Source organism: Cupriavidus sp. 09_S30 (assembly GCF_056930435.1).
Genome location: NZ_JBXOWI010000001.1, coordinates 1087370 through 1113018, shown reverse-complemented (window position 1 = coordinate 1113018; position 25649 = coordinate 1087370). Strand labels below are relative to the sequence as shown.

Sequence of the window (25649 nt, the reverse complement as noted above, 5' to 3'; positions counted from 1 at the left end):
CGGTTAGCGGATTGCAAACAACTCTTTGAGGCCCCTTAAGCAAACGGCGCCGGCCTGGTGTGGGCGGCGCCGACAACCGAAGGACCCCCAAGGGCAAGTTGTGCGGGGAAGGACCTAAGTCTTCACTCGCATAAGCATAGCACGTTTGATCTGGCGGCCTCAGGGTTTTTCCTCAGCGGCTGGCGCGAGGGCGCTCATGTGCCGCACAAGGCAGACTGACGTTGTTTCCATGATATAGCTTGCCTAGGACCGCGCGGCGGGGGCAGTATCCGTAACTCTTCAGAATAACAACAGTGCTTGGGAGGCATCGATGCCCAAAGACGGTCGCGCCAGCGCGCAAGGCCCGGACATGGATAGAATCGCGCCGCCTGGCGGGCCGCCCGGCGCAGCGGCGAACCCGTGGCGGGCGGACCTGATCGCCGGCCTGGCCATCGCCGGCCTGCTGCTGCCCGAGGCCGTGGCCTACTCCGGCATCGCCGCCCTGCCCCCGCAGGCGGGCGTGATCGCGCTGTTCGCCGGGCTGCTGATCTATGGGCTGGTGGGCGGCAACCGCTTCGCGATCGTCTCGGCCACCTCGTCGTCCGCCGCCGTGCTGCTGGCCGCCACCACGGCCGGAGACGTGGGCGACCCGGCCTTGCGCCCTGCCCTGGGCGTTGCCGTCATCGTGCTCGCCGGCGCCTTCTTCCTGCTGGCCGCGGTGGCACGCCTGGGCGCCATTTCCAACCTGATCGCCAAGCCGGTCCTGCGCGGCTTCGCGCTGGGACTGGCCCTGACCATTGTCATCAAGCAGTGTCCCAAGATCGTCGACGTGCAGGCCGCGCACCCGGACGTGCTGCGCGTGGCCTGGGACCTGCTTGCGGGCTGGCGCCAGTGGAACCTTGCCGGCCTCGGCATGGCGCTGGGCGCGCTGGTGCTATTGCATGTGTGCGCGCGCTGGCGGGCGCTGCCGGGAGCGCTGCTTGTCATTGCCATCGGCATCGGCCTCGATCTCGCCGGCTGGACCCAGGCACACGGCGTGCGGGCTGTCGGCGAGTTCGCGCTCAGCTTCTCGGCACCGTCCCTGCCGGTGCTGACGATGAGCGAATGGATGCGCATGAGCGAACTGGCCGCGGCACTGGCGCTGATCCTCTACGCGGAGAGCTACGGCTCCATCCGCACCTTTGCCTTGCGCCACGGCGACAAGGTTTCGCCCAACCGCGACCTGCTCGCCCTGGGGCTGGCCAACATCGCTTCCGCCGTGTTCCAGGGCATGCCCGTCGGCGCGGGATTCTCGGCCACCTCGGCCAATGAGTCGGCGGGCGCGCAAAGCCGCCGCGCCGGGCTGGTCGCGGGGCTGGTCGTGCTCGTTGCGGTGGTCACGCTGCTGCCCTGGATCGAGCGCATCCCGGAACCGGTGCTGGCCGCCATCGTGATTCACGCGGTCGGCCACAGCCTGGACCCGCGCAGCCTGCAGCCCTATTTCACCTGGCACCGCGACCGGCTGATCGCCATGGCCGCTTTCGCCGCCGTGCTGCTGTTCGGCGTGCTGCACGGGCTGCTGCTGGCGATCGGGGCCAGCGTGGCCATGCTGCTGCGGCGCATGTCCCGCCCGCAAATCAGCTGGCTGGGCCGCTGGGGCGACTCCCACGACTTCGTCGACCTGGCCCGCCACCCCGAGGCCACGGCGCCGCCGGACCTGCTGATTGCCCGCCCGGAAGTGCCGCTGTACTTCGGCAATGCCGACAGCGTGCTCAGCGCTGTCCGCCACACGATGCGCGACCGGCGGCCGGCACGCGGCCTGGTACTCAGCCTGGAGGAATCGCCCGATCTCGACGGCACGGCGCTCGAGGCATTGTGCGAATTCGCGGCCTATGCCCAGTCCCATGGCATCCCCTTGCGGCTGGCCCGCGTCAAGGACGCCGTGCGCGACTTGCTCGCGCGCATCAAGTCGCCCGCCCTGCCAGAGGCCGCCTGGCAAGCCTGGAGCGTCGACGACGCCGTGCGCGAGGCGATGGAGGTACAACGCCCCAAGCCACGCAAGCGCTAGTCCACCCGGAAAGCCGCCGAGCGGTACGGAAGCATCGCGCGGCCATTCACGGAGCGGGAACGCCGTTCAGAAGGAGGAAGGGGTGCGATGGCAGGCGCCTTCCCCCGCCGATGCCACCCCGTCCTCTGCGATGGGCTCTACGCCGGATCCGGGGCGAGCCGGTCCACCACGTCGGTAATCAAGGCGTCCAGCCCCCAGGCGAACAGATCGGCCGCGCGGGCCGGATCGTTGACCGTGTAGCACGCCACGCGGAAGCCGGCCTGGTGGGCCGCCTCAATGACCTTCTGGTCCAGCTCGCGATGATTGGCATCGAGCGCCACGCAGTCGAGCCGGCGCAAGCGGTCCAGCCAGTCGGCCGGCAGGCGGTCCAGCAGCAGCGCGCGCGGCAGCGCCGGCGCGGCGTCGCGCGCCGCCTCCAGGGCCGCCTCGGAGAAGGAGGACAGCAGCGGCGGCACCTCGCTGCCGGCCCACAGCGCGAGCGCGTCGAGCGCCACCGCGGCGCCGGTCTGGCGCTCGGCGCCCGGCACCGGCTTGATCTCGATGTTCACCATGAAGCCGTTGGCGCGGGTGTAGCGCGCGATCGCCGCCAGGGTCGGGATCGGCTCGCCGGCATAGGCCGGGCTGTGCCAGCCGCCGGCATCCAGCTGCGCCAGCTCGCCCAAGGTCAACGCATCGACGCGGCCGTGGCCGCTGGTGGTGCGGTCCAGCGTGGCGTCGTGCAGCAGCACGGGCTTGCCGTCGGCCGACAGCTTCACGTCGAACTCGAACATGCGGTAGCCGAAGGACGCGCCGTGGCGGAAGGCCGCCAGCGTGTTCTCCGGCGCGAGCTTGCCCGCGCCGCGATGGGCGATGTGGCGCGGATAGGGCCAGCGGGCCGGCCAGGGCGCGATGGCGGCGGGTGCCGTGGTAGGGGAGATGGACATGTCAGGCCTCGAAGCGCTTGCCGGAATCGATGTCGAAGAAGTGCAGGTGCTCCGCGCTCGATGCGATCGGCAGGCGGTCACCCGCGCGCACCGGCATCTGGCTGTCCAGCCGCACCACCACCTGCTGGCCGCCGAGCGTGCCGTAGGCGAACGAATCCGCCCCCAGCGCCTCGACCGCGCGCACATCGACCTCGGCGATCGCCTCGTGTGCGGCGCAGGGCTCGATATGCTCCGGGCGCAGGCCCAGCAGCGCGCGCTCGGGCAGGTGCAGGCCCATCGGCAGGTGGCCCAGCGAGGTGCCGGGCGCCCCGCCCTGCTGCGCCTGTACCTTCATGCGCGCTTCGCCGTTGGCGCCGTCGCGCGCCACCGGCACCAGGTTCATCGGCGGCGAGCCGATGAAGCCGGCCACGAAGGTGCTGGCCGGGCGCGTGTACACCTCCAGCGGCGTGCCGATCTGCTCCACCCGGCCGCCGTTGAGCACCATCATGCGGTCGGCCAGCGTCATCGCCTCGACCTGGTCGTGCGTCACGTACAGGCTGGTGGTGCGCAGGCGCCGGTGCAACTCCTTCAACTCCAGGCGCATCTGCACGCGCAGCTTGGCGTCGAGGTTGGAGAGCGGCTCATCGAACAGGAACACCGACGGCTCACGCACGATGGCGCGCCCCATGGCCACGCGCTGGCGCTGGCCGCCTGACAGCTGGCGCGGCTTGCGCGACAGCAGCGGCGCCAGTTCGAGAATGCCGGCGGCGTGCTCGACTCGCTTGGCGATCTCGGCCTTGTCCATGCCGCGGATCTTGAGCCCGTAGGCCATATTGTCGTAGACGCTCATATGGGGATAGAGCGCGTAGTTCTGGAACACCATCGCGATATCGCGCTCGGCGGGTTCGAGCCGGTTGACCACCCGCTCCCCGATGCGCACTTCGCCGCCGGTGATGGTCTCCAGCCCCGCCACCATGCGCAGCAGCGTGGACTTGCCGCAGCCGGAGGGGCCGACGATGACGATGAACTCGCCGTCGGCGATCTCCATGTCGATGCCGTGCACCACCTTGACGTTGCCGGCGTAGGTCTTCTGAACGTTGTTGAGCGACAGTTTTGCCATTGCTTTGCTTGTTTCGCGGTGAAAGCGCGTGGCCGCGTGCTCCTGGCACGCGCCGCCGCGCGGCTCCCACTCATTTTTCCGTTTCCACCAGGCCCTTGACGAACCACCTCTGCATCAGCACCACCACCACGGCGGGCGGGATCATCGCCAGCATCACGGTGGCCATCACCAGGTTCCAGTCGGTGGCCGCATCGCCCGAGCGCGAGATCATCTGCGTGACGCCCACCACCACCGGCGCCATCGATTTCTGCGTGGTGATCAGCAGCGGCCACAGGTACTGGTTCCACCCATAGATGAACTGGATCACGAACAGCGCCGCGATGCTGGTGCGCGACAGCGGCAGCACCACGTCCCGGAAGAAGCGCAGCGGCCCGGCGCCGTCGATGCGCGCGGCCTCGGCCAGCTCATCCGGAATGGTCAGGAAGAACTGGCGGAACAGGAAGGTCGCGGTGGCCGAGGCGATGATCGGGATGGTCAGGCCGAAGTAGCTGTCCAGCATGCCCAGGTCCGACACCACCTTGTAGGTCGGCAGGATGCGCACCTCGACCGGCAGCATCAGCGTGATGAAGATCATCCAGAACGCCGTCTTGCGCAGCGGGAAGCGGAAGTAGACGATGGCGAAGGCCGAGATGATCGAGATGGCGATCTTGCCCAGCGCGATGCCCAGCGCCATGATCAGGCTGTTGAGCATCATCGTCGAGACAGGCGAGGCAGCCTCGCCCACGCCCTTGAACAGCACGGTGCGATAGTTCTCCAGCAGGTGGCCGCCGGGGATCAGCGTCATGGGTGCGTCCAGCACCTGCTCCGCCGTCAGCGTCGAGGCGACGAAGGTCACGTAGACGGGAAACGCCACGATGATGATGCCGACGATCAGCACCAGGTGGGTCAGGAAATCGAGAAAAGGTCGTCGTTCTACCATGTTGCGTGTCCGTCAGTATTGCACCTTGCGTTCCACATAACGGAACTGCACTACAGTCAACGCGATCACGATCACCATCAGCACCACCGACTGCGCGGCCGAGCCGCCGATGTCCATGCCGCGGAAGCCGTCATGGAAGACCTTGTAGACCAGGGTGTTGGTGGAGTTGAACGGACCGCCGTGGGTGACGGCGTCGATGATCGCGAAGGTGTCGAAGAAGGCGTACACCACGTTGATCACCATCAGGAAGAAGGTGGTCGGCGACAGCAGCGGGAACACGATGGACCAGAAGCGGCGCCACGGGCCCGCGCCGTCGATGGCCGCAGCCTCGATCAGCGAACGCGGAATGCTCTGCAGCCCCGCCAGGAAGAAGAGAAAGTTGTAGCTGATCTGCTTCCAGGCGGCGACCACGATCACCAGCAGCAGAGCCTGGTTGCCGTTGAGCAGGAAGTTCCAGTCCACGCCGGCGGCGCGCAGCGCGTGCGACACGACGCCCAGCGTAGGATTGAACAGGAACATCCACAGCACGCCCGCCACGGCCGGCGCCACGGCGTAGGGCCAGATCAGCAGCGTCTTGTAGAGCGTGGCGCCGCGCAGCACGCGGTCGGCGAAGTACGCCAGCGCCAGTGCGGTGGACAGCCCCAGCAGGGTCACGCCGACGGCGAACACGCCGGTGACGCGGAAGGACTCGATATAGAGCGGGTCTTCCCACAGGGCAATGAAGTTCTCCAGCCCGACGAACTCCAGGTTGATGCCGAAGGCATCCTGACGGAGTACGGACTGGTACAGTGCCTGGCCCGCCGGCCAGAAGAAGAAGATCAGCGTGACGGCGATCTGCGGCAGGATCAGCAGATACGGCAGCCATCTCGAGCGGAATACCACTCGTTTTTCCATAGGCAAAAAATCCGGCGATTGCAGCCGGCATCAATGAAGAGCGGCGCGGCCACCGCTGCGGCGCGCGCCGTTCTGTTTCACGCCGGCACCTGAAGGCGGCCGTGACGGGCGGTCATGCCGCCCCTGCCTGCCAGCCCGGTGCCGGTCCTGCTCCGGCCTGTCGGCCGGGTTCCGCTCAGTCCTTGACGGTCTTCTGGAAGCGTTCCAGCAGGTCGTCGCCGCGCTTGACCGCGGTATCCAGCGCCTCCTTCGGCTCCTTCTTGCCGGCCCAGACGGCTTCCAGTTCTTCGTCGATCACCGTGCGGATCTGCACCATATTGCCCAGGCGCACGCCACGCGACTTGTCGGTGGTCTTGACGACCATCTGCTGCACCGAGACGTCCGCGCCCGGGTTCTTGTCATAGTAGCCAGACTTCTTGGTCAGCTCGTAAGCCGCCATGGTGACCGGCAGGTAGCCGGTCGACTGGTGCCAGTCGGCCTGGATCTCGGGACGCGACAGGAAGGTGAAGAACTTGGCCACGCCCTTGTACTCGGCCGGCTTCTTGCCATTGAGCACCCACAGCGAGGCACCGCCGATGATGGTGTTCTGCGGCGCGCCCTGGACGTCCGCGTAGTACGGCAGCTGCGCCACGCCGAAGGCGAACTTGGCGTTCTTGCGGATATTGGCCAGCGACGCCGACGAGCCCGTGAACATCGCGCACTCGCCGTTATAGAACTTGGCCTGCGATTCGGACTTGCGGCCGCCGTAGCTGAAGTAGCCCTTCTTCACCATCTCCTGCAGGTTGGCGATGTGGCGCACTTGCAGCGGGCTGTTGAAGGTCAGGCGGGCATCGGTGCCGCCGAAGCCGTTGCCCTTGGTGGCGAACTGCGTGTTGTGCCAGGCCGAGAAGCTCTCCAGGTGAACCCAGCCCTGCCAGTCGGTGGTGTAGGCGCATTGTCCGCCCGAGGCCTTGATCTTGGCCGAATACTGCATCACTTCCGGCCAGGTCTTGGGCGGCTTGTCGGCCTCCAGGCCAGCCTTCTTGAAGGCATCCTTGTTGTAATAGAAGACCGTGGTCGAGCTGTTGAACGGGAAGGACAGCATCTCGCCCTTGTTCGACGTGTAGTAGCCCGCCACCGCCGGGATGTAGGCCTTCTGGTCGAACTTCTCGCCGGCTTCCTTCATCACCACCGAGACCGGCTTGATGGCGCCCTTGGCGCTCATCATGGTCGCCGTGCCCACCTCGAAGACCTGCAGGATGGCGGGCTGGGTGCCCGCGCGGAAGGCTGCGATGCCGGCCGCCATCGTTTCGTCGTAATTGCCCTTGTTCACGGGCACGATCTTGTACTCCGACTGGCTCGCATTGAACTTGTCGGCGATCTCATTGACCTTGTCGTTCAGCGCGCCCTGCATGGCGTGCCACCACTGGATCTCCACGGCGGCATGCGCCGAACCCGCGGCCGCCATCAGGGGCAGCACGGCGAGCGTCAGTGCGGTGCGTTTCAGGAACATGGGCTCTCTCCGGTTTTTCTAAGCAACTTGATGTTGGAAAACGAAACGAAACGAACAACAAACTCGTTCGAATCTATTCCAGTTTTATGACATCCGGATGTTACCCTCGCTCGCGTCACATGAGAACCGGGCAATCCCTCAAGATTGGCAAAAATATGACAGTTGGCCTGAATCGCATTTTGTGCAGGTAGAATGCGCCGCCATGCAAGCCATCCAGACCCTGAACGGCGCCGCGCTGCGCCGCATCCGCGGTGTGCTGACGGACATCGACGGCACCCTGACTTCCGATGGCCGGCTGCCCGCGGCCACCTACCTTGCCATGCAACGGCTGAAGGACGCCGGCCTGCACCTGATCCCGGTGACCGGCCGCTGCATCGCCTGGGCCGAGATCCTGGCGCGCCTGTGGCCGGTCGACGCGATCATCGGCGAGAACGGCGCCTTCTACTCGCACCTGCGCGAAGGCCGCCTGCACACCCGCTTCCTCGACGATGCCGCCACGCGCGCGGCCAACCTGGCGCGCATCCATGCGCTGGGCGCGCGCATCTTGCGCGAGGTGCCTGGCTGCGCGCTGGCATCGGACCAGGCCTGGCATGCGGCCGACCTGGCCATCGACCACGCGGAGGACGTTCCCCCGCTGCCGGCCGCGGCGGTGGAGCGCATCGCCGGCCTGATGCGGGCCGAGGGCATGACCGCCACGGTCAGCTCCATCCATGTGAACGGATGGTTCGGCCAGCACGACAAGCTCAGCATGAGCCGGCTGTGCGTCGCCGAGCTGCTCGGGTCCGACCTCGACGCCGAGCGCGAAGCGTGGCTGTTCATCGGCGACTCCGCGAACGACGCCTCGATGTTCGCGCACTTCCCGCACTCGGTCGGCGTGGCCAATGTGCGCGAGATCGTCGCGCAGTTGCCTGTGCCGCCGGCCTACGTGACCGAGGCCAGCGGTGGCGAAGGCTTCGCGGAGATGGCGCGCCTGCTGCTGGCGGCGCGGGCCTGAGCGCACGCAGGCAGGGATAACGGCGGGACGCGCCAGAAAAAAACGGCCGGGTCGAGCCCGGCCGTGATCCTTGCCTGCGGCGCCCGGCCGCCGGGCTCAGTCGAAGCCCAACTCCTGCAGCTTGCGCGTGATCGTGTTGCGCCCGATGCCCAGGCGCATGGCGGCCTCCACCCGGCGTCCGCGCGTCACGCCCAGCGCGGCCTCCAGCACCGCCTTCTCGAACCGGCGGGTCAGGATATCCATCACTTCAGGCTGGCCGGACTCAAGCATGGCCCGCGCCTCGCCCGCCAGCAGGCTCTCCCAGTCCAGCACAGGCAAGGCCGGCCGCCCGGGCTGCGGCGCGGGCGCGGCTTCGAGCACCGGCATGTTGCCGCCCTCGCCCAGCAGCGCGGCCTCGCCCTCCGCATGACCCGCGTGCGCAGCATGGGCCTCGCCCAAGCGTTCGGCATGGCGCACCGCCGGCTGGCTGGCCGGCGTCTCGCCGCCGATCATCTCGCGCGGCAGGTCCTTGACCTCCACGGTCTGGGCCGGCGCCATCACCGTCAGCCAGTTGCACAGGTTCTCGAGCTGGCGCACATTGCCGGGGAAGGGCAGCGTGCTGACATAGGCCAGCGCCTCGTCCGACATCCGCTTGGGCTCGACGCCCAGTTCCTTGGCGCTCTTCTGCAGGAAGTGCCGCGCCAGCAGCGTGATGTCCTCCGGCCGCTCGCGCAGCGACGGCAGGCGCAGCCGGATCACGTTCAGGCGGTGGAACAAGTCCTCGCGGAACAGGCCGTCCTTGACCCGCGTCTCCAGGTTCTGGTGGGTGGCCGCGATCACGCGCACATTGGCACGCAGCGGGTTGTGGCCGCCGACACGGTAGAAGTTGCCGTCCGACAGCACGCGCAGCAGGCGCGTCTGCAGGTCGAAGGGCATATCGCCGATCTCGTCGAGGAAGAGCGTGCCACCCTCGGCCTGCTCGAAGCGCCCGCGCCGCATGGTCTGCGCGCCGGTGAAGGCGCCGCGCTCGTGGCCGAACAGCTCAGACTCCAGCAGGTCCTTGGGAATGGCCGCCGTGTTCAGCGCGATAAAGGGCCCGTTGGCGCGCGGGCTGTGCTTGTGCAGCGCCCGGGCCACCAGTTCCTTGCCGGTGCCGGACTCGCCGGTGATCAGCACCGTGACGTTCGACTGCGACAGCCGGCCGATGGCGCGGAACACATCCTGCATCGCCGGCGCCTGGCCGAGGATCTCCGGCGCGTCGACCAGGCGATCCTCCATCTCCCCTTCGCGCAGGCTTTCCTCCAGCGCGCGGCGGATCAGTTCCACGGCCTTGTCGACGTCGAAGGGCTTGGCCAGGTATTCGAAGGCGCCGCCCTGGAAGGCCGCCACGGCGCTGTCGAGGTCGGAATAGGCCGTCATCACGATGACGGGCAGCCCGGGGTGGCGCGCCTTGACGGCCTGCAGCAGATCCAGTCCGGAGCCGCCCGGCATGCGGATATCGGAGATCAGCACCTGGGGCTCATCTTCCTCCAGCGCTGCCAGCACATCGCGCACATTGGTGAAACTGCGCGAGAGCAGGCTTTCACGGGCAAGGGCCTTCTCCAGAACCCAGCGGATTGATTGATCGTCGTCGACTATCCAGATCGGCTTCATATGCGTCACTTGTCTGCTCGGTGTCATATGGTCTTCCGTGAACCCGGCCGATTGCGGCCTGCGAGACGATCGCCGGGCGCGCCGGATCGGGACTAGTCCGCTGAATCATTGAAATGGGAGGTGAAGGACATGCCATGCGGGAATCAGCGCTAGGCGCAAAGCGCAGCAATAGCATGGCTATTGCGAGCATTTGCAACGACGCGATGAACCCGCATGGCATGGCAGGCACCGACTGATTTCAGTGATTCAGTGGACTAGTGCAGCGGCAACAGGATACGGAAGTCGGTACAGCCCGGCCGGCTCTCACATTCGATCAAGCCTTCGTGCTGCTGCACGAAGGTTTGAGCGAGTGTGAGACCGAGACCGCTGCCTCCATCCCTGCCCGACACCAGCGGGTAGAAGATGCGCTCGCGAATGTCCTCGGGGATGCCCGGACCGTTGTCGATGATATGCAAGTCCAATGCCAGCTTGAACAGCCGCTTGGCGATGGTCACCTGGCGCGCCACACGCGTGCGCAGCACGATCTGCGCGTCGCCGTGCGCGATGCGCTCGGCCAGCGCCTGGGCCGCGTTGTGGACGATGTTAAGCACGGCCTGGATCAGTTGCTCCTTGTCGCCGCGCAGATCGGGCAGGCTGGCATCATAGTCGCGCACGATCTCCAGCCCGTTGGGGAACTCGGCCAGCACCACCAGGCGCACGCGCTCCAGCACCTCGTGGATATTGAGTTCGGAGACGATGTGCGGGTGGCGGTGCGGCTCGAGCAGGCGGTCGACCAGCGTCTGCAGCCGGTCGGACTCCTTGATGATGACCTGCGTGTACTCGCGCAGGCTGCGCTCGGGCAGCTCGAACTCGAGCAATTGAGCCGCGCCGCGGATGCCGCCCAGCGGGTTCTTGATCTCGTGCGCCAGGTTGCGGATCAGCTCCTTGTTGGCGGAGGTCAGGTCCAGGATGCGCTCCTCGCGGTCGCTGCGTACCTTCTGCTCATTGGGCAGCACCTCCACCACCACCGCCGCGGGGCTGGCCTCGAGCGCGCCGACCACCACATGCGCATGGGTCGGCTCCTGCAGCGGGCACTGCAGCACCACGTCCTGCCGGCGCACATCGAACTGCCGCGAGCGCACGCTCTCGATCATGCTGGCCAGCTCTTCCGACGGCCCGAACAGGTCCGTCAGCGACAGCTCGCGCATGGCCTTGCGCGATACCGCGAAGCTGGCTTCCGCCGCAGGATTCGCATAGAGGATGCGCAGGCCCGCCTCGCGCACCAGCAGCACGGGATTGGCCACCACATCCAGGCCGGCGTGCAGCGCGGCCTCGGCGCGATCCTCGGCGGGCTCGCCGGCCGGGCCAGGCGCCGGCACCGGCGAGGCGCGATCAGCAGCCGCGGCCTTGCGCGAAACGCTGCGAATCAGGCGACGCATGAGACTAGTCCTTCAGGTTGGCAAGCTCCCGCTGCAAGGCCGCCACATTGGCTTCGGTGCGCGTGATGTCGTCACGCAGCGCGGCGGTGCGATCGAGATACTTCTGATAATTGCGCTCATTGCCCTGGCGCTCCGGCTCACCGTTGTTGTAGGTCTGGCGCAGGGCCGCGAGCTTGCCCTGCTCGCTCTGCAACTCCTGCTCCAGCACGCCACGGCGCTCGCCGTCGCGGCTCTTCTGCGTGGCGCTGTCCACGCGCGGGAAGCCGCCCGGCTGGCTGGGCCTCGGGGCCGCGGCCGCCGCCGGCCGCCCACCGGGCACAGTGACCGCCTCGGGCAGGTTGAGCTTGCGGCAGTTCTTGCCGCCGTTGCCGTTGCGGTACTCCGGCACGCCGTTCGGGCCGGCGCAGACATAGACGTCGGCGGATTGCGCCATCGCCTGCGTGCCCCATCCCGCTGCCGCCAGCATCAGCGCGCACCCCACAATGGGGAACGATTCACGCAAGCGGTGCAACGGCGGCTTCGCAGCGGGCGGGGACGTCAGAACGGGCAGTCGGGCAGGCATTGACATCGGAGCTAAGGTTGACTCGGGAGCCCCATTCTAGCGATCAAAAGAAAAAGGGACAGCCGAGGCCGCCCCTTTCCGGTGCTTCTGTTGCCTGGTCACAACCCGGCAACCGTCGCGCTTACAGCGAGTAGTACATCTCGAACTCGACCGGGTGGGTCGTCATGCGGAAGCGGGTCACTTCTTCCATCTTCAGCTCGATGTAGGCATCGATCATCGAGTTGGAGAACACGCCGCCACGGGTCAGGAACTCGCGGTCCTTGTCCAGGTACTCCAGGGCCTGGTCGAGGCTGGAGCACACGGTCGGGATCTTCGCGTCTTCTTCCGGCGGCAGGTCGTACAGGTTCTTGTCGGCAGCCTCGCCCGGGTGGATCTTGTTCTGCACGCCGTCCAGGCCGGCCATCAGCAGCGCGGAGAAGCCCAGGTACGGGTTCATCAGCGGATCCGGGAAGCGGGTCTCGATACGGCGGCCCTTCGGGTTCGCCACGTACGGGATACGGATCGAGGCCGAGCGGTTGCGGGCCGAGTAGGCCAGCTTCACCGGGGCTTCGAAGCCCGGCACCAGGCGCTTGTACGAGTTCGTGCCCGGGTTGGTGATCGCGTTCAGCGCGCGGGCATGCTTGATGATGCCGCCGATGTAGTACAGCGCGAACTCCGACAGGCCGGCATAGCCGTTGCCCGCGAACAGGTTCTGACCGTCCTTCCAGATCGACTGGTGAACGTGCATGCCCGAACCGTTGTCGCCGACGATGGGCTTCGGCATGAAGGTGGCGGTCTTGCCGTAGGTGTGGGCGACGTTCTGGATCACGTACTTCTGCAGCTGGGTCCAGTCGGCGCGCTGCACCAGCGTGCTGAAGCGGGTGCCGATCTCATTCTGGCCCTGGCCTGCCACTTCGTGGTGGTGCACTTCCACGGGGATGCCCAGCGATTCCAGGATCAGGCACATCTCGGAACGGATGTCCTGGAAGGTGTCGATCGGGGCGACGGGGAAGTAGCCACCCTTCTTGCCCGGACGATGGCCGCTGTTGCCGTGCTCGAATTCCTTGGCCGAGGACCACGGCGCTTCTTCCGAATGGATCTTGACGAAGCAGCCCTGCATGTCGACGTTCCAGGTCACGCCGTCGAAAATGAAGAACTCGGGTTCCGGACCGAAGAAGGCGGTGTCGCCCAGGCCGGTGCTCTTCAGGTAAGCCTCGGCGCGCTTGGCGATCGAGCGCGGGTCGCGGTCATAGCCCTTGCCATCCGACGGCTCAATCACGTCGCAAGACAGCACCAGGGTCGGCTCTTCGTAGAACGGATCGATGTGGGCGGTGTTCGGATCCGGCATCAGCAGCATGTCCGAAGCTTCGATACCCTTCCAGCCGGCGATCGACGAACCGTCGAAAGCGTGACCGCTTTCGAACTTGTCTTCTTCGAAGTGCGACACGGGCACCGAGACGTGCTGCTCCTTGCCCTTGGTATCGGTGAAGCGGAAATCGACGAACTTGACGTCGTTTTCCTTCACCAGTCTTCATCACGTCTGCAACGCTGTTGGCCATGCCTATCTCCTGGGAATGCGGCTGAGTTCAGTGAAAGCCATTCTTGCGTCGGTCATCGCGGGGGCCCGCGCCATTGCGCAGGGTTCTGCCCGGAAAAACCGGCCTCAAGGGGACGAGGAATGTTAGCAGAAAGCATGCCAGCGGAATCCCCCGAATGCCCCGCGGCTCCCGAAAAATGTGCAACCCGTGCGCCGGTTTCGCGACATCCCGCCCGCCGAGAGTGCGCGGCGAACCACAGGCGTGCCAGCACGGCCAACGCCCCTTCCGGCACGATTTTCCGGCTGTTTTCCGGTCGTCCGGCAGAAACACCAAAACAGTGCATATTTCTGGAGAAAAGCACCGTTGTGGTGCCAGCGAAAAAGAATGCATCATTTCTGTGCCTGCATGGCGGCGCGGCACTGAAGCCCCCCACTTGCGACACCGCCCCGCCCTTGCCGGACCTTGCGCACGGTAAAATGGTTGATCGGCAATCCCGCCATTTCACTCTCCGCTTTTGTCGCACAGATGACCGTCCGAGACGAACTCCTTGACGCCGCCAGCCGCCGCCAGCAAGAACAGCAACTCCCCTACTTCGGCGCGCTCACGCCACAGGAAGCCTTCTCCCTGCTGCAGGCGGACCCGAGCGCCGTGCTGGTCGACGTACGCACCCAGGCGGAACTCGACTGGATCGGCGGCCCCGACCTGCCCGACTCGCAACTGACCCACGTCGAGTGGATGAGCTACCCCGGCGGCAGCCAGAACCCCGCCTTCCTCGACCAACTGAAGGCCCGCGTGCCGACCGATGCGCCGGTGCTGTTCCTGTGCCGCAGCGCGGCGCGCTCCAAGCACGCTGCGCGTGTGGCGACCGCGGCCGGTTATCAGTTTGCGATGGACGTGCTGGAGGGGTTCGAGGGCAATCGCGATGAGCACTATCACCGGAAGACGGTGGAGGGGTGGTGTGTGCGGGGGTTGCCTTGGCATGGGGCATGAGGTGACTTGGCTGCGGCGCGGGTTGCTTCGGCCCGCCCGGTCCTTGGATGTTCAAGCGTTGATGCGCTGATGCACGGGACTTTGGTCGATTAAGCCAACGGCCTGTTTCGGCTCCTCCTGTGTGAGCCGATCTGCTCTAGCGGTATTGGTCTGCGAGGCAAAGGCCTGTTTCGACTCCCCTGCGGGGAGCCGACCTACTTTCTTGTCTTGCCAAGAAAGTAGGCAAAGAAGGCGCGCCGGGGGCCTGTCAGATTTTTTGTGTGCAGGGCAGCTTAAAGCTCGCCGTCAATTTGACTGGCGAGCGGACATTATCTCAGCGATGCGGATGCGTGAATCGGTCTTCGTAGAGGATGGCAAACTGATTCATCGCAGCCTTCCAGTCATGGGTTGAGCTGCCCCAGCTTCCGGTGATGTTGCGCAAGGCCAGCCACAGCAGCTTGGTGGCCGCTTCGTCGCTGGGGAAGTGACCCCGTGTCTTGATGATCTTGCGTAGCTGCGCGTTGATGCTCTCGATGGCATTGGTCGTGTAGATGATCTTGCGGATTGCCGGCGGAAACGCAAAGAATGGGATGACCTGATCCCACGCGCGGTGCCAGGCCGCCGCGATTGGCGTATAGCGCCGGCCCCATTCGCCTTGCTCAAAGGCCAGCAGCTCGGCTTGCGCGGCCTCCACGGTGGGCGCCGTGTACACCGGCTTGAGCGCTGCGGCCACGGCCCGGCGCTCCTTCCAACTCGCGTAGTCCAGGCTGTTGCGGATCAGGTGCACGATGCACGTCTGCAGGGTCGTGTGCGGAAACACCGCGTTCAGCGCCTGTTCCATGCCCCTGAGGCCATCGGTCACCGCAATCAGGATGTCTTGGGTGCCCCGGGTCTTGAGGTCGTTGAACACCTTCATCCAGAACTTCGCGCCCTCGGTGGTCTCGATCCACAGGCCCAGGATGTCGCGCGTGCCGTCGGGCAGCACACCCAGGGCCAGGTAGACGGCCTTGTTGCGCACGACGCCGTCCTCGCGCATCTTGACTCGCAGCGCATCGAAGAACACCACCGGGTACATGACTTCCAGCGGGCGAGCCTGCCAGGCGGTGACTTCGTCCATCACGGCATCGGTCACCGAGCTGATGAACTCCGGAGAGACCTCGGTACCGTACTGCTCGGCCAAGAAGGCTTGAATCTCGCGCACAGTCATGCCGCGGGCATACATGGCGATGATCTTGTCGTCGAACCCCGTGAAGCGCCGCTCATGCTTGGGAATCAGGATCGGGGCAAAGCTGCCGTCCCGGTCGCGCGGGATCTCCACTCGCAGCGGGCCATCCTCGGTCAACACCGTCTTGGCGGTCTTGCCGTTGCGCTGGTTGGCCATTCCGGCCGGGCGCTGCTCGCCCGGCGGATAGCCCAGATGATGACCTAGCTCAGCGCCCAGAGCCCGTTCGATCAGTGCCTTCTTGAACGCCATGGAGGCATCCTGCACCGCCTCGGCGGTCATCGGGCCCTTCACGAAATGGGCGATCAGGTCCTCGGGGATGGTTGGCAGCTCACGGTCTGCGGCCTGGCTCGTCTTCGTTTTGCGTGGCATACATGCTCCTCGGTGACATGTTATGCCCTAAACACAAATTTTCTGACAGGCCCCGCGCCGGATGCGGCTTAACACCCCCTCGCGGGCTGGCTGAAAGAGCGGCCGGGCCCCAACTCACATCGCCTTACGGCGATGCTCAGACAGGGGGCCCTCTTTTCCGCTCTTTCAGCCAGCCCGCGAGGCGCCGCATACGGCAGGGTAAGGACGCCACGCCTCGCTGCGCATCGGGTGGCAGGTGAAGCGCCAGCTTCGCTGTCGCTTCACGCTAGAGACCTCAGCAGAATTGGCAGTATCGGGAGCACTCGCCAACCAACGGTTTGGCAGTTCCCTCCCGTTGTGCGGCGCCTCGCGATTTGCCGTGGCCGCCGATGAAGCCCGTCCGCTGTCTGAGCGGCCGCAGGCCGCGAGTTCGGACGGGCGCGGCGGCCACGGCAAATCGCGAGGAGTCTTTCGCCGCACCCGGGTCGCCTTTCTTTGCCTACTTTCTTTGGCGAGACAAAGAAAGTAGGTCGGCTCCCCGCAGGGGAGTCGAAACAGGCCTTTGCCCTAAACAACCAAGACCCCAGGCCAGCACCGAAGGCCAGCAATCAAGCCGTTGGCCCGATCAACCCACACCGATCAAACAAGCGCGCAAATCCACGATCAGCGCCTAGGCTAACCAGCCTCCCTACCCCCCTCCACCACCTCAAACCCCATCCCCACCACCCCATCCCTCAACATCGCATAAGCAGCATCCACATCATCCGCCACCCCCTTGACCCCAAGGTCAATATGCCGCCGCGCGAAGATAGCACCCCGCTGCGCATCCCCCACCGACGGCAGGCTGAACACGCGGATACCCGGAAAGGCCGCTTCGACGCGCTCCATCAGCGGCGTCAGCGTGGACTCCGGCGCCTCGAAGACGAAGAAGCTGCGCTCGGCGTGGCTGTCCTTGTGGAACAGGTGGGCGTAGTGGTGGTCCAGCACCCATTCCATCATCGGCCAGGCCATCACCGGGAAGCCCGGCATGAAATGGTGGTCCGCCACCGAGAAGCCCGGGATGCGGTTATAGCTGTTCGGGATGACGCGGGCACCGGCGGGAAACTCGCCCATCTTGAAGCGGTGCTGGTTATCGGGCCGCGTCAGGTCTGCCTTGACCGGATCGCCATCGGCGGTTTCGATGATGCGCTGGGTGATCAGCTCGCGCGCTTCCGGATGGAGTTCGAGCGGCACGCCAAGCGCCGCGGCGGCGCACTGGCGCGTATGGTCGTCGGGCGTGGCGCCGATGCCGCCCGTGCAGAACACCACGTCCGGGCCCGCGAAGGTGCGGCGCAGCGTTGCCGTGATGCGCTCACGGTCGTCGCCGATGTACTCCGCCCAGCCCAGCGACAGGCCACGCGCGCCCAGCAATTCGATGGCGCGGCGCAGGTGCTTGTCCTCGCGCCGCCCCGACAGGATCTCGTCTCCGATGACGATCAGGCCGAACCCCATGGTGCCCCCGCTTCAGGAATGTTCAATGCGCCGTACGTCGGACGGCGCGAGATCGATGATATCGGACGGCATGCCGCCCGGCGGACCGGCGGGACCGGCCGCTGCCGCGGCGCGCTCCGCGCGCAACTTCGCCAGCGCATGCAGGCAGAAATGCCCGAACCATAGCGCCGAGAAGATAAAGATCAGTACGTACAGCCACAGCGTGCCGGCCAGCACGAAGGGAAACAGGAAGATGATGGCCGCCGACGACACCCACAGCAGCGTCGGCGCCGAGCCCAGCAGGCCGACGGCCACGCCGATCGCCAGCAGGGGCGTGCGGTGGCGCTGCATCAGCACCTTGCGCTCCTCCGCGCTGGCATGCTCGGCCAGCGCGTCATAGCTCATCACGCGATAGGTCAGCCAGCCCCACAGCACGGGCGGAATCAGCGCGAAGAACGGCGGCACCAGCCACAGCGGCAGCGTTACCAGCACCAGCAGCAGGAACACCACGGTACTGCCCAGCGATTGCATCACGCTGCCCAGGAGACTGCCACCGCGTGCCTTGGCCAGGCCCGGATAGCTGCGCTCCAGGTAGCGCATGACCGCGGGAACCGAGCACAGGCTGATGAAGAGCAGCATGGAGGCGATCACCAGCGGCACCATCAGGGCCACCACGAACAGCGGCGCCACCACCGCACGCAGCGATTGCAGCGTCATCCAGTCCAGCGCGGCGTAGATCCAGCGGGTCAGCGCCCAGCCTTCGAGCAGCGTGCGGGCGGACTGCATGATGGGGTCCCAGCCCCACCACAGCAGGCCACCCCAAAGCGCGGTGCAGAGAATGAAAGGCAGCACGGTCAGCATCAGCATGCGCGGATGCAGCTGGCTGATCAGTGCACGGCCAAACGAGCGAAACAGGTCGTTCATGCGGGAGAAGCGAAGGACAATCTTGCCGGGACGCAGAGACTAGCATACGACGAGCGTGCCGCCCCCGCACGCCTCACGCCCGCCCGATCCGCAGCAGGCGCCTCAGGCCCAGCCATTGCTGCGCCAGCAGGCCGGCGCCGTAGTCCCGGCCCTTCCCCACCGGAGCCGGCATCTGGTCGCGGATGCCGGTGGGGTAGAACGACGTGGAGAAATCCGCCGTGCCGAACAGCATGTCCCACCAGGGGAACAGCACGCCGTAGTTGCAGCCGCCCAGCCGGCTGGGCTGGCCCGCGGCCTCATGCCCGATGCCGATCGCATGGTGGGTACGGTGAAAGCGCGGCGAGATCAGCAGCCGCTCGCCCAGCCAGCCGAAGTGCAGCCGCAGGTTCGCGTGCTGCAGGCTTTGCAGCAGTTGCGACAGCGCCACCAGCAGCACGTATTGCGACGGCTCCAGGCCGACCGCCAGCGCGGCCACGGCAAAGACCACGTCGCGCAGCATGTCGTCGAGCAGGTGATTGCGGTTGTCGCTCCAGAGCGTCATCTGCCGCTGGCTGTGATGCACCGCGTGCAGTGCCCACCACCAGCGGAAGGTGTGCGAAAGGCGGTGGTACCAGTAGTCGAGCAGGTCGAACAGCAGCAGGTAGATGAAGAAGCTGACCAGCGGGACCGAGCTCACGCCCGGCCACCAGTCCTCGACATTGGCCCGCTGCAGGCCGAGCAGGCGCAGATGCCCCTCGAGGCCGTCCATCAGCGGATCGAGCAGGAAGAACATGGCGAGCCGGAACAGCCCGAGCCGGTGTACCAGCGTGTAGAGAATGTCGGTGCGCACGGCGGCCGGGTCGGTCACCGGCTCGACCGGGCGCCAGCGCTCCAGCGGGCCGAGGATCAGCACCATCACGCCGATCTGCACCAGACCCACCAGCAGCCATTCGGTGGCCGTGTAGGCATCCTCGGCATAGCCGCCCAGGCCCAGGTGATAGACGAGCGGCAGCACCACGTTCTGGAACAGGGTGCCCTCCAGCTCACCGATCCAGGCGCTGACGGTATCCCACATCAGCGCTTGCCCTCCGCCCGCGCCCCGGCGGCCGCGGGCGTTGCGGGTGCCGCCTTGGCCTGCTCGGCTGCCTGCTGGGCGAACCACTGGCGATAGGCAGGGTGCTCGCGCAGCGTGGCGAAGCAGAAGCCCTTGCGTTCCAGTCCGCTGATCAGGGGCTCCAGCACGGCCGGCGCCCAGGGATCCTTGCGCGACCAGATGCCCAGGTGGGCCATGGTGATGTCACCGTCGCGCAGGTCGCGCAGCGCGCGCTGCAGCAGCACCGCATTGGGGAAGCGATCGGACGGCAGCTCGTCGCCGAGGAAGCCCGCCGAGGCCCAACCCACGTGCTTGAAGCCGCATTGCTCGGCCCAGTGCAGCGTCTGCGGCGCCGTGCGGCCGCCCGGCGCGCGCCAGAGCGGCAGCATTGGCTGGCCGGTGTAGGACTGGAAGGTGGTGGCGCTGCGCCGCAGTTCTCCGCAGAAGTCGCCCGCGCTCATTTCCACGTCGCGGCCGCCCGCGGCGCCGAACTGCGGCCGCATGGTCACGCGGCCGTCGCGCACGCTGCGCAGGTAGACGTGATCGAAGGTGTGGCTGCCGAAGGCATGGCCGTCGGCAGCGAGTTCCTTCCAGTACGGGGCCCAACTCTTGTCCAGCGAGTTGTCGCCGCGCACGGTGGGCTCATTGGCCAGGAAAAACGTCGCCTTGATGTGATGCTTGCGCAGGGTGCTGGCGATCAGCTCCGCCTGGCTCATGCTGCCGGTGTCGAAGGTCAGGTAGAGCGTGCCGGCGCTGCAGGCCGGCACCGCCCCGGATGCGGGAGCGGCCGACACGGACGCCGGCAGCCCGGCCAGGCCGCCGAGCGCGGCAACGATCGCCGCCCCGGCGATGGCGAGGCAGCCGCCCCGCCGGGAAATCGAGAATTTGCGCATAGTCGCGGTGCGGCACACCCCGCTCAGTACAGCGGCGCGCGCGTATGGAAATAGATGCCGTGGGGCGAGCGGCCCACGCGGATGGTCTTGATCAGCTTGCGGCTGGCGACGTCGATCAGGCCCACCGAGCGTGCCCAGCGGAAGCTGACCCACAGCGTCTTGCCGTCGGCGGTCAGTTCCATGTCGTCGGGACCGGGCGGCAGGCCGGTGATGTCGCCGACCTTGGTCAGGGTCTGCTGGTCGATGATGCTGATGGTGCCCGAGACCCGGTTGCTCAGGAACAGATGGCGCTTGTCGCCGAGCGCACGGAAGTTGTGCGCGCCCTTGCCGGTCTGGATCTGCTTGACCACCGTGCGCGCGCGCCAGTCGACCACGGCAACGTAGTCGGCGCCGGTCATGCCCACCAGCACGTACTTCTGGTCCTGGGTGACCCACACGCCGGCCGGTGCCGAACCGGTGGTCATGCGCCACATCACGGTCTGCGTGGGCAGGTCGATGGCGACCAGCTCGTTGGAGTCCTGCAGCGTGACGAAAGCGATCTTGCTGTCGGCGGTGAAGGCGATGTGGCTCGGCGTCTTGGCCAGCGACAGCTGCTTGGCGAGCTTCAGGGTCTTGCCGTCCCAGCGATAGAGGTCGACCCGGTCGAGCCGGTTACCGGTGGTGACGAACCATTTCTGGTCGGGAGAGAAACCGATCTGGTAGGGATCGTCGATATTGGGCACGCGCTGCTGCACCTTGCCCGTAAGAGGATCGAGGAAGACCAGGTCGTTGCCGACCGCATTGGCGACGATCAGCGACTTGTTGTCCGGCGTTGCGATCAGGTGGTGAGGCTCCTTGCCGACCGGGAAGGTCTCCAGCACCTTTTGCGTGTCCTTGTCGATCAAAGTGATGGTGGCATCACCAGAATTCAGGGTCACCACCACCTCGGCCAAGGCGGGCGCCGACACGAGAGCCAGGGCGCCGGCCGCGGCCAGACCAGCAACAAAACTACGCAATGCAAACATAGGACCGGGAGTCAGATTCGGAGTTGTGCATTCTAACGTTTTCCCCCCGCGCGCCGATGACCTAGAGCAAGAATCCGCGCTAAAGAATTTCTCCAACGCGCCGTTAACCACCGCCCCCGCTCCACCCCCTCCGGCACCGAAGCCCCGCATCAGCGCTGCATGGACTCCCACACCTTCTGCAGCCGCTTGACCGACATCGGCACCGGCGTGCGCAGCTCCTGGGCGAAGAGCGCCACGCGCAGCTCCTCCAGCATCCAGCGGAACTCGTCCAGGCGCGCATCCTCGACACCCCGCCCCTGCGCACGCAACTGCTTTTCGGCACGCTGCCACTGCTGCAGCAGCGGGTTCATTTCCTGCAGGCGCTGCGAGTCGCGCGCCGGATCGCCCTTGATCTTGTCGATGCGCATGGCGATGCCCTTCAGATAGCGCGGGTAATGCACGAGCTGGACATAGGGCGTGTCGATGATGAACTGCTTGCCCATCAGGCGCGCGAGCTGCGCGTCCATGTCGGCGTGCGCCGCGGTGAAGGACTTGGCCTGTAGCAGCTTGCGCGGCAAGCCGGCGTATTCGGCCAGCACCGCCCCCGCCAGCCGCGCGATCTCCTGCGCCAGCAGCGACAGCCGTGCCCGGCCCTCGTCCTTGCGCGCGGCGAACTCGGCCTCGTTGCGCGGCAGCGGCTCCTGCATGCAGGCGCGCTCCAGGGCGAGCATCACGATCTGGTCGCGCAGCATTTCCTGCGTGCCGAGGTTCATGTACTGCATCGCCATCTGCTGCAGGCCGGGGATATTCTTCTCGACGAACTTGACCTGCTCGCGCAGTTGCAGCGCGAACAGCCGCCGCAGGCCAGCGCGATGGATGCGCGCGGCCTCCTGCGGGTCGTCGAAGACCTCGACATCGCAATGCGTGCCGCGGTCGACCAGGGCCGGATAGCCGAACAGCGTCTGGTTGCCCTTGCGGATCTCCAGCAGCTCGGGCAGTTCGCCGAAGGACCAGGCGGTCAGGCGCTCGAACTGGGCCGCCGGGGCCGCGCTGGCGCTGCCCGCCTGCGCCTGGCCCGCGCCGCGCGCGGCGATGTTCTGGAAGGACTGCTGCGCCTGTCCGCCCAGCTCGGCGCGCAGCTGGGCCAGGTTGCGCCCCATCTCCAGCTGCCGGCCGTGCTCGTCGACCACCTTGAAATTCATGAAGTGGTGGGCGGACAGCGTCTCCAGCTTGAAGTCCGCGCGCTTGACCATGGTGCCGGTCTGCTCGCGAATATCGGCGATCAGCACGTCCACCAGCTCGCCCTCGCCGAAGGGACGGCGCTCGACGAAGCCGGCCGCGTAGTCCGGCAGCGGCACGCAATGGCGGCGCAGCTTCTGCGGCAGCGACTTCAGCAGCAGGTGCACCTTCTCCTTGATCATGCCCGGCACCAGCCATTCGCAGCGCTCCGGGCGGACCTGGTTGAGCGCATAGAGCGGCACCGCCAACGTCACGCCGTCGCGGTGGCTGCCCGGCTCGAAGTGGTAGGTCAGCGCCATGTCGACGCCGGCCACCGCCATGGTCTTCGGGAACAGCTCGGTGGTGATGCCGGCCGCCTCGTGGCGCATCAGCTCGTCGCGGTTCAGGTAGAGCAGCTTGCGGTCGCCGGCGCTCTCCTGCTTGTACCACTGCTCGAAGCTGGCCTGCTGGTGGATGTCGGCGGGGATCGCGCGGTCGTAGAAGGCGTAGATCAGTTCGTCGTCGACCAGCACGTCCTGCCGGCGCGACTTGTGCTCCAGGTTCTCGATCTCGCGCACCAGGCGCTGGTTGTGCGCGAAGAACGGCAGGCGCGTATCGAGCTCGCCATCGACCAGCGCGCGGCGGATGAAGATCTCGCGTGCTTCGGCCTGGTTCATCGGGCCGTAGTGGACGCGCCGGTGCTGGTAGACCACCAGGCCGTACAGCGTGGCGCGCTCCAGCGCCAGCACCTGGCCGGCCTTCTTCTCCCAGTGCGGATCGCTCCAGCTCACCTTGAGCAGGTGGCCGCCGATCTGCTCCAGCCACTCGGGCTCGATGCGCGCCAGCGTGCGCGCGAACAGCCGGCTGGTCTCGACCAGCTCGGCCGCCATGATCCAGCGCCCGACCTTGCGCGCGATGAAGGAGCCCGGCCACAGGTGGAACTTGATGCCGCGCGCGCCCAGGTATTCGCGGCCGCGCCCGTCGGCCTCCTCCAGCTTGCAGCCGATATTGCCCAGCAGGCCGGTCAGCAGGGCCTTGTGCATCTGCTCGAAGGTGGGCTCGCTGTCGTTCAGGCGCCAACCCTGCTCGGTGACGGTGGTCAGCAGCTGCGAATGCACGTCGCGCCATTCGCGCAGCCGCACGTGCGACAGGAAGTGCGCACGGCACTGGTCCTGCAGCTGGCGGTTGGTCTTCTTGTGCGCGACCGCCTCCTCGAACCACTTCCACATGCGCACCCAGCCGAGGAACTCCGACTTCTCGTCGATGAACTTGCGGTGCGCCTGGTCGGCCGCCTCCTGGGCGTCCTGTGGGCGCTCGCGCGGGTCCTGCACCGACAGCGCGCTGGCGATCACCAGCACCTCGCGCAGGCACTGGTGGTCGCGCGCGGCCAGGATCATGCGGCCCACTCTCGGGTCCAGCGGCAGCTTGGCGAGCTGGCGGCCGGTGGCGGTCAGCTCGTAGGTCTCCTCCTTGCTCTCGATCGCCCCCAGTTCCTGCAGCAGTTGGTAGCCGTCGGCGACGGCGCGGCCCAGCGGCGGCTCGATGAAGGGAAAGGACTCGATCGCGGTCAGGCGCAGCGCCTTCATGCGCAGGATCACCGCCGCCAGCGAGGAACGCAGGATTTCCGGATCGGTGAAGCGCAGCCGGCCGGCGAAGTCCGACTCCTCGTAGAGCCGGATGCAGACGCCGTCCGCCACCCGGCCGCAGCGGCCGGCGCGCTGGTTGGCCGCCGCCTGCGAGATCGCTTCGATCTGCAGTTGCTCCACCTTGTTGCGGTAGGAGTAGCGCTTGACGCGGGCCAGGCCGGTATCCACGACATAGCGGATGCCCGGCACCGTCAGCGACGTTTCCGCCACATTGGTGGCCAGCACGATGCGGCGCGCATTCGAAGGCCGGAACACCCGCTCCTGCTCCTGCACCGACAGCCGCGCGAACAGCGGCAGGATCTCGGTGTGCGGCGGATGATGCTTGCGCAGCGCCTCGGCCGTCTCGCGGATCTCGCGCTCGCCGGGCAGGAACACCAGCACGTCGCCCGGTCCCAGCCGGCACAGCTCGTCGACAGCATCGACGATGCCATCGTACAGATCGCGCTCGCGCGCGGCCGCGGCCTTCTGCGGGTCGCCGGAGGCCGCCGGCGCATCCTGCTGGATCGGCCGGTAGCGCAGCTCGACCGGATAGAGCCGGCCGCTGACCTCGATCACCGGCGCCGGCCGGCCCTTGAGCGTAAAGTGCTCGGCAAAGCGCTGCGCATCGATGGTGGCCGAGGTGATGATCACCTTCAGGTCGGGCCGCTTGGGCAGGATCTGCTTCAGGTAGCCGATCAGGAAATCGATGTTGAGGCTGCGCTCGTGCGCCTCGTCGATGATGATGGTGTCGTAGGCGCGCAGCAGCGGGTCGTTCTGCGTCTCGGCCAGCAGGATGCCGTCGGTCATCAGCTTGACCGAGGCGCCGGGCGACATGGTGTCGTTGAAGCGCACCTGATAGCCGACGTTCTCGCCCACGGGCGTGCCCAGTTCCTGGGCGATGCGCTTGGCGGTCGAGGTGGCGGCGATGCGCCGCGGCTGGGTATGGCCGATCAGCCCGCCGCTGCCGTCCGCGCCGGGTCCGCGCCCGATCGACAGGCAGATCTTGGGCAACTGCGTGGTCTTGCCCGAGCCGGTCTCGCCGGACACCACCACCACCTGGTGCGCGCGCAGCGCGGCGGCGATCTCCTCGCGCCGCGCCGAGACGGGCAGCGCCTCCGGGAAGGTGATCTCGGGCAGGGGATTGGCGGGACGCCGCGGCCTGGGACCACGCGGCTCGCCGGCCGGGCGCGGACGCGCGCCTCGGCGCTCTCGCCCGTCCGGCGCCGCGCCGTCGGCGCGCGCCGGTGCAGCGGATCCAGATGCGGATGAGGGGGCGGGCGCGGCGGGCCGGCGGCCGGGCTGCGTAGCCGTGGAGGGGGCGGAGGAGGCGGACTGCGGGCCGGGGCGGGAAGCCGGCCGGGACGCGGCGGGCTGCCGCCCCTGCGGCAGCGGCTTGGCGGGACGTTGTTCTGGCATCGGGCGGGATTATAATCCGCCGGATGAATG

The 25649-nt window shown here is 66.9% G+C and carries 17 protein-coding genes and 3 pseudogenes; 3 read left to right on the top strand and 17 right to left on the bottom strand.

The genetic code is table 11. The features are described 5' to 3' along the window. The first annotated feature begins 349 nt into the window (after positions 1-349). Positions 350-2026 (top strand): SulP family inorganic anion transporter, encoded by a 1677-nt coding sequence (locus AC1Z3O_RS05210; protein ID WP_483517524.1) that lies wholly within the window; start codon positions 350-352, stop codon positions 2024-2026. Between the two features lie 137 nt (positions 2027-2163). Here AC1Z3O_RS05210 and ugpQ read toward each other — a convergent pair whose 3' ends face one another. The 5 genes from ugpQ to ugpB all read right to left on the bottom strand — a co-directional run bounded on the left by ugpQ (position 2164) and on the right by ugpB (position 7353). Further along, positions 2164-2949 (bottom strand): glycerophosphodiester phosphodiesterase, encoded by a 786-nt coding sequence (gene ugpQ / locus AC1Z3O_RS05205; protein WP_483514066.1) that lies wholly within the window; start codon positions 2947-2949, stop codon positions 2164-2166. Position 2950: 1 nt separating this feature from the next. Then, on the bottom strand, positions 2951-4048 hold the full coding sequence (locus AC1Z3O_RS05200) for a sn-glycerol-3-phosphate import ATP-binding protein UgpC (RefSeq protein WP_483514065.1): 1098 nt from the start codon (positions 4046-4048) through the stop codon (positions 2951-2953). Positions 4049-4118: 70 nt separating this feature from the next. After that, complete coding sequence (gene ugpE / locus AC1Z3O_RS05195; protein ID WP_483514064.1) at positions 4119-4967, bottom strand: sn-glycerol-3-phosphate ABC transporter permease UgpE; 849 nt, start codon at positions 4965-4967, stop codon at positions 4119-4121. Between the two features lie 12 nt (positions 4968-4979). Continuing rightward, the gene (gene ugpA / locus AC1Z3O_RS05190) at positions 4980-5861 is read right to left on the bottom strand and encodes a sn-glycerol-3-phosphate ABC transporter permease UgpA (protein ID WP_483514063.1); all 882 of its coding nucleotides are present in this window, start codon (positions 5859-5861) and stop codon (positions 4980-4982) included. A gap of 175 nt (positions 5862-6036) precedes the next feature. Further along, on the bottom strand, positions 6037-7353 hold the full coding sequence (gene ugpB / locus AC1Z3O_RS05185; RefSeq protein ID WP_483514061.1) for a sn-glycerol-3-phosphate ABC transporter substrate-binding protein UgpB: 1317 nt from the start codon (positions 7351-7353) through the stop codon (positions 6037-6039). Positions 7354-7555: 202 nt separating this feature from the next. On the opposite strand from ugpB, the gene AC1Z3O_RS05180 reads away from it, so the two are divergent. Then, complete coding sequence (locus AC1Z3O_RS05180) at positions 7556-8347, top strand: HAD-IIB family hydrolase (RefSeq protein ID WP_483514059.1); 792 nt, start codon at positions 7556-7558, stop codon at positions 8345-8347. A gap of 96 nt (positions 8348-8443) precedes the next feature. On the opposite strand, the pseudogene AC1Z3O_RS05175 reads toward AC1Z3O_RS05180, so the two are convergent. The 5 genes and pseudogenes from AC1Z3O_RS05175 to AC1Z3O_RS05155 form a co-directional block, all read right to left on the bottom strand. Continuing rightward, a pseudogene (locus AC1Z3O_RS05175) lies at positions 8444-8659 on the bottom strand (helix-turn-helix domain-containing protein); the annotation flags it as partial. 107 nt (positions 8660-8766) lie between these two features. After that, a pseudogene (ntrC, locus tag AC1Z3O_RS05170) lies at positions 8767-9979 on the bottom strand (nitrogen regulation protein NR(I)); the annotation flags it as partial. 254 nt (positions 9980-10233) lie between these two features. Then, entirely contained in the window at positions 10234-11397 is a 1164-nt protein-coding gene (gene glnL / locus AC1Z3O_RS05165; protein ID WP_483514057.1) for a nitrogen regulation protein NR(II), read from the bottom strand. A 4-nt stretch (positions 11398-11401) separates the two neighbouring features. Continuing rightward, positions 11402-11863, bottom strand: coding sequence for a DUF4124 domain-containing protein (locus AC1Z3O_RS05160; protein ID WP_483517523.1), 462 nt, complete (start codon positions 11861-11863; stop codon positions 11402-11404). A 217-nt stretch (positions 11864-12080) separates the two neighbouring features. After that, a pseudogene (locus AC1Z3O_RS05155) lies at positions 12081-13497 on the bottom strand (3-hydroxylaminophenol mutase). A gap of 504 nt (positions 13498-14001) precedes the next feature. Between AC1Z3O_RS05155 and AC1Z3O_RS05150 the strand changes: the two are divergent. Continuing rightward, positions 14002-14466: a rhodanese-like domain-containing protein gene (locus AC1Z3O_RS05150; RefSeq protein ID WP_483514055.1), complete on the top strand. Its 465-nt coding sequence runs from the start codon at positions 14002-14004 to the stop codon at positions 14464-14466. A gap of 313 nt (positions 14467-14779) precedes the next feature. Here AC1Z3O_RS05150 and AC1Z3O_RS05145 read toward each other — a convergent pair whose 3' ends face one another. The 7 genes from AC1Z3O_RS05145 to hrpA all read right to left on the bottom strand — a co-directional run bounded on the left by AC1Z3O_RS05145 (position 14780) and on the right by hrpA (position 25619). After that, complete coding sequence (locus AC1Z3O_RS05145) at positions 14780-16039, bottom strand: IS256 family transposase (RefSeq protein WP_483514053.1); 1260 nt, start codon at positions 16037-16039, stop codon at positions 14780-14782. Between the two features lie 654 nt (positions 16040-16693). After that, the gene (locus AC1Z3O_RS05140; RefSeq protein WP_483514051.1) at positions 16694-17509 is read right to left on the bottom strand and encodes a competence/damage-inducible protein A; all 816 of its coding nucleotides are present in this window, start codon (positions 17507-17509) and stop codon (positions 16694-16696) included. A gap of 12 nt (positions 17510-17521) precedes the next feature. Further along, the gene (locus AC1Z3O_RS05135) at positions 17522-18412 is read right to left on the bottom strand and encodes an EI24 domain-containing protein (protein WP_483514049.1); all 891 of its coding nucleotides are present in this window, start codon (positions 18410-18412) and stop codon (positions 17522-17524) included. 73 nt (positions 18413-18485) lie between these two features. Next, positions 18486-19466 (bottom strand): sterol desaturase family protein, encoded by a 981-nt coding sequence (locus tag AC1Z3O_RS05130; RefSeq protein ID WP_483514048.1) that lies wholly within the window; start codon positions 19464-19466, stop codon positions 18486-18488. Continuing rightward, positions 19466-20377, bottom strand: a complete 912-nt coding sequence (locus AC1Z3O_RS05125; RefSeq protein WP_483514046.1) for a polysaccharide deacetylase family protein — start codon at positions 20375-20377, stop codon at positions 19466-19468. Before AC1Z3O_RS05125 ends, AC1Z3O_RS05130 begins: the two co-directional genes overlap by 1 nt. 23 nt (positions 20378-20400) lie before the next feature. Further along, positions 20401-21381: a YVTN family beta-propeller repeat protein gene (locus AC1Z3O_RS05120; RefSeq protein ID WP_483514044.1), complete on the bottom strand. Its 981-nt coding sequence runs from the start codon at positions 21379-21381 to the stop codon at positions 20401-20403. 149 nt (positions 21382-21530) lie between these two features. Then, positions 21531-25619, bottom strand: coding sequence for an ATP-dependent RNA helicase HrpA (hrpA, locus tag AC1Z3O_RS05115; RefSeq protein WP_483514042.1), 4089 nt, complete (start codon positions 25617-25619; stop codon positions 21531-21533). Positions 25620-25649 lie beyond the last annotated feature (30 nt).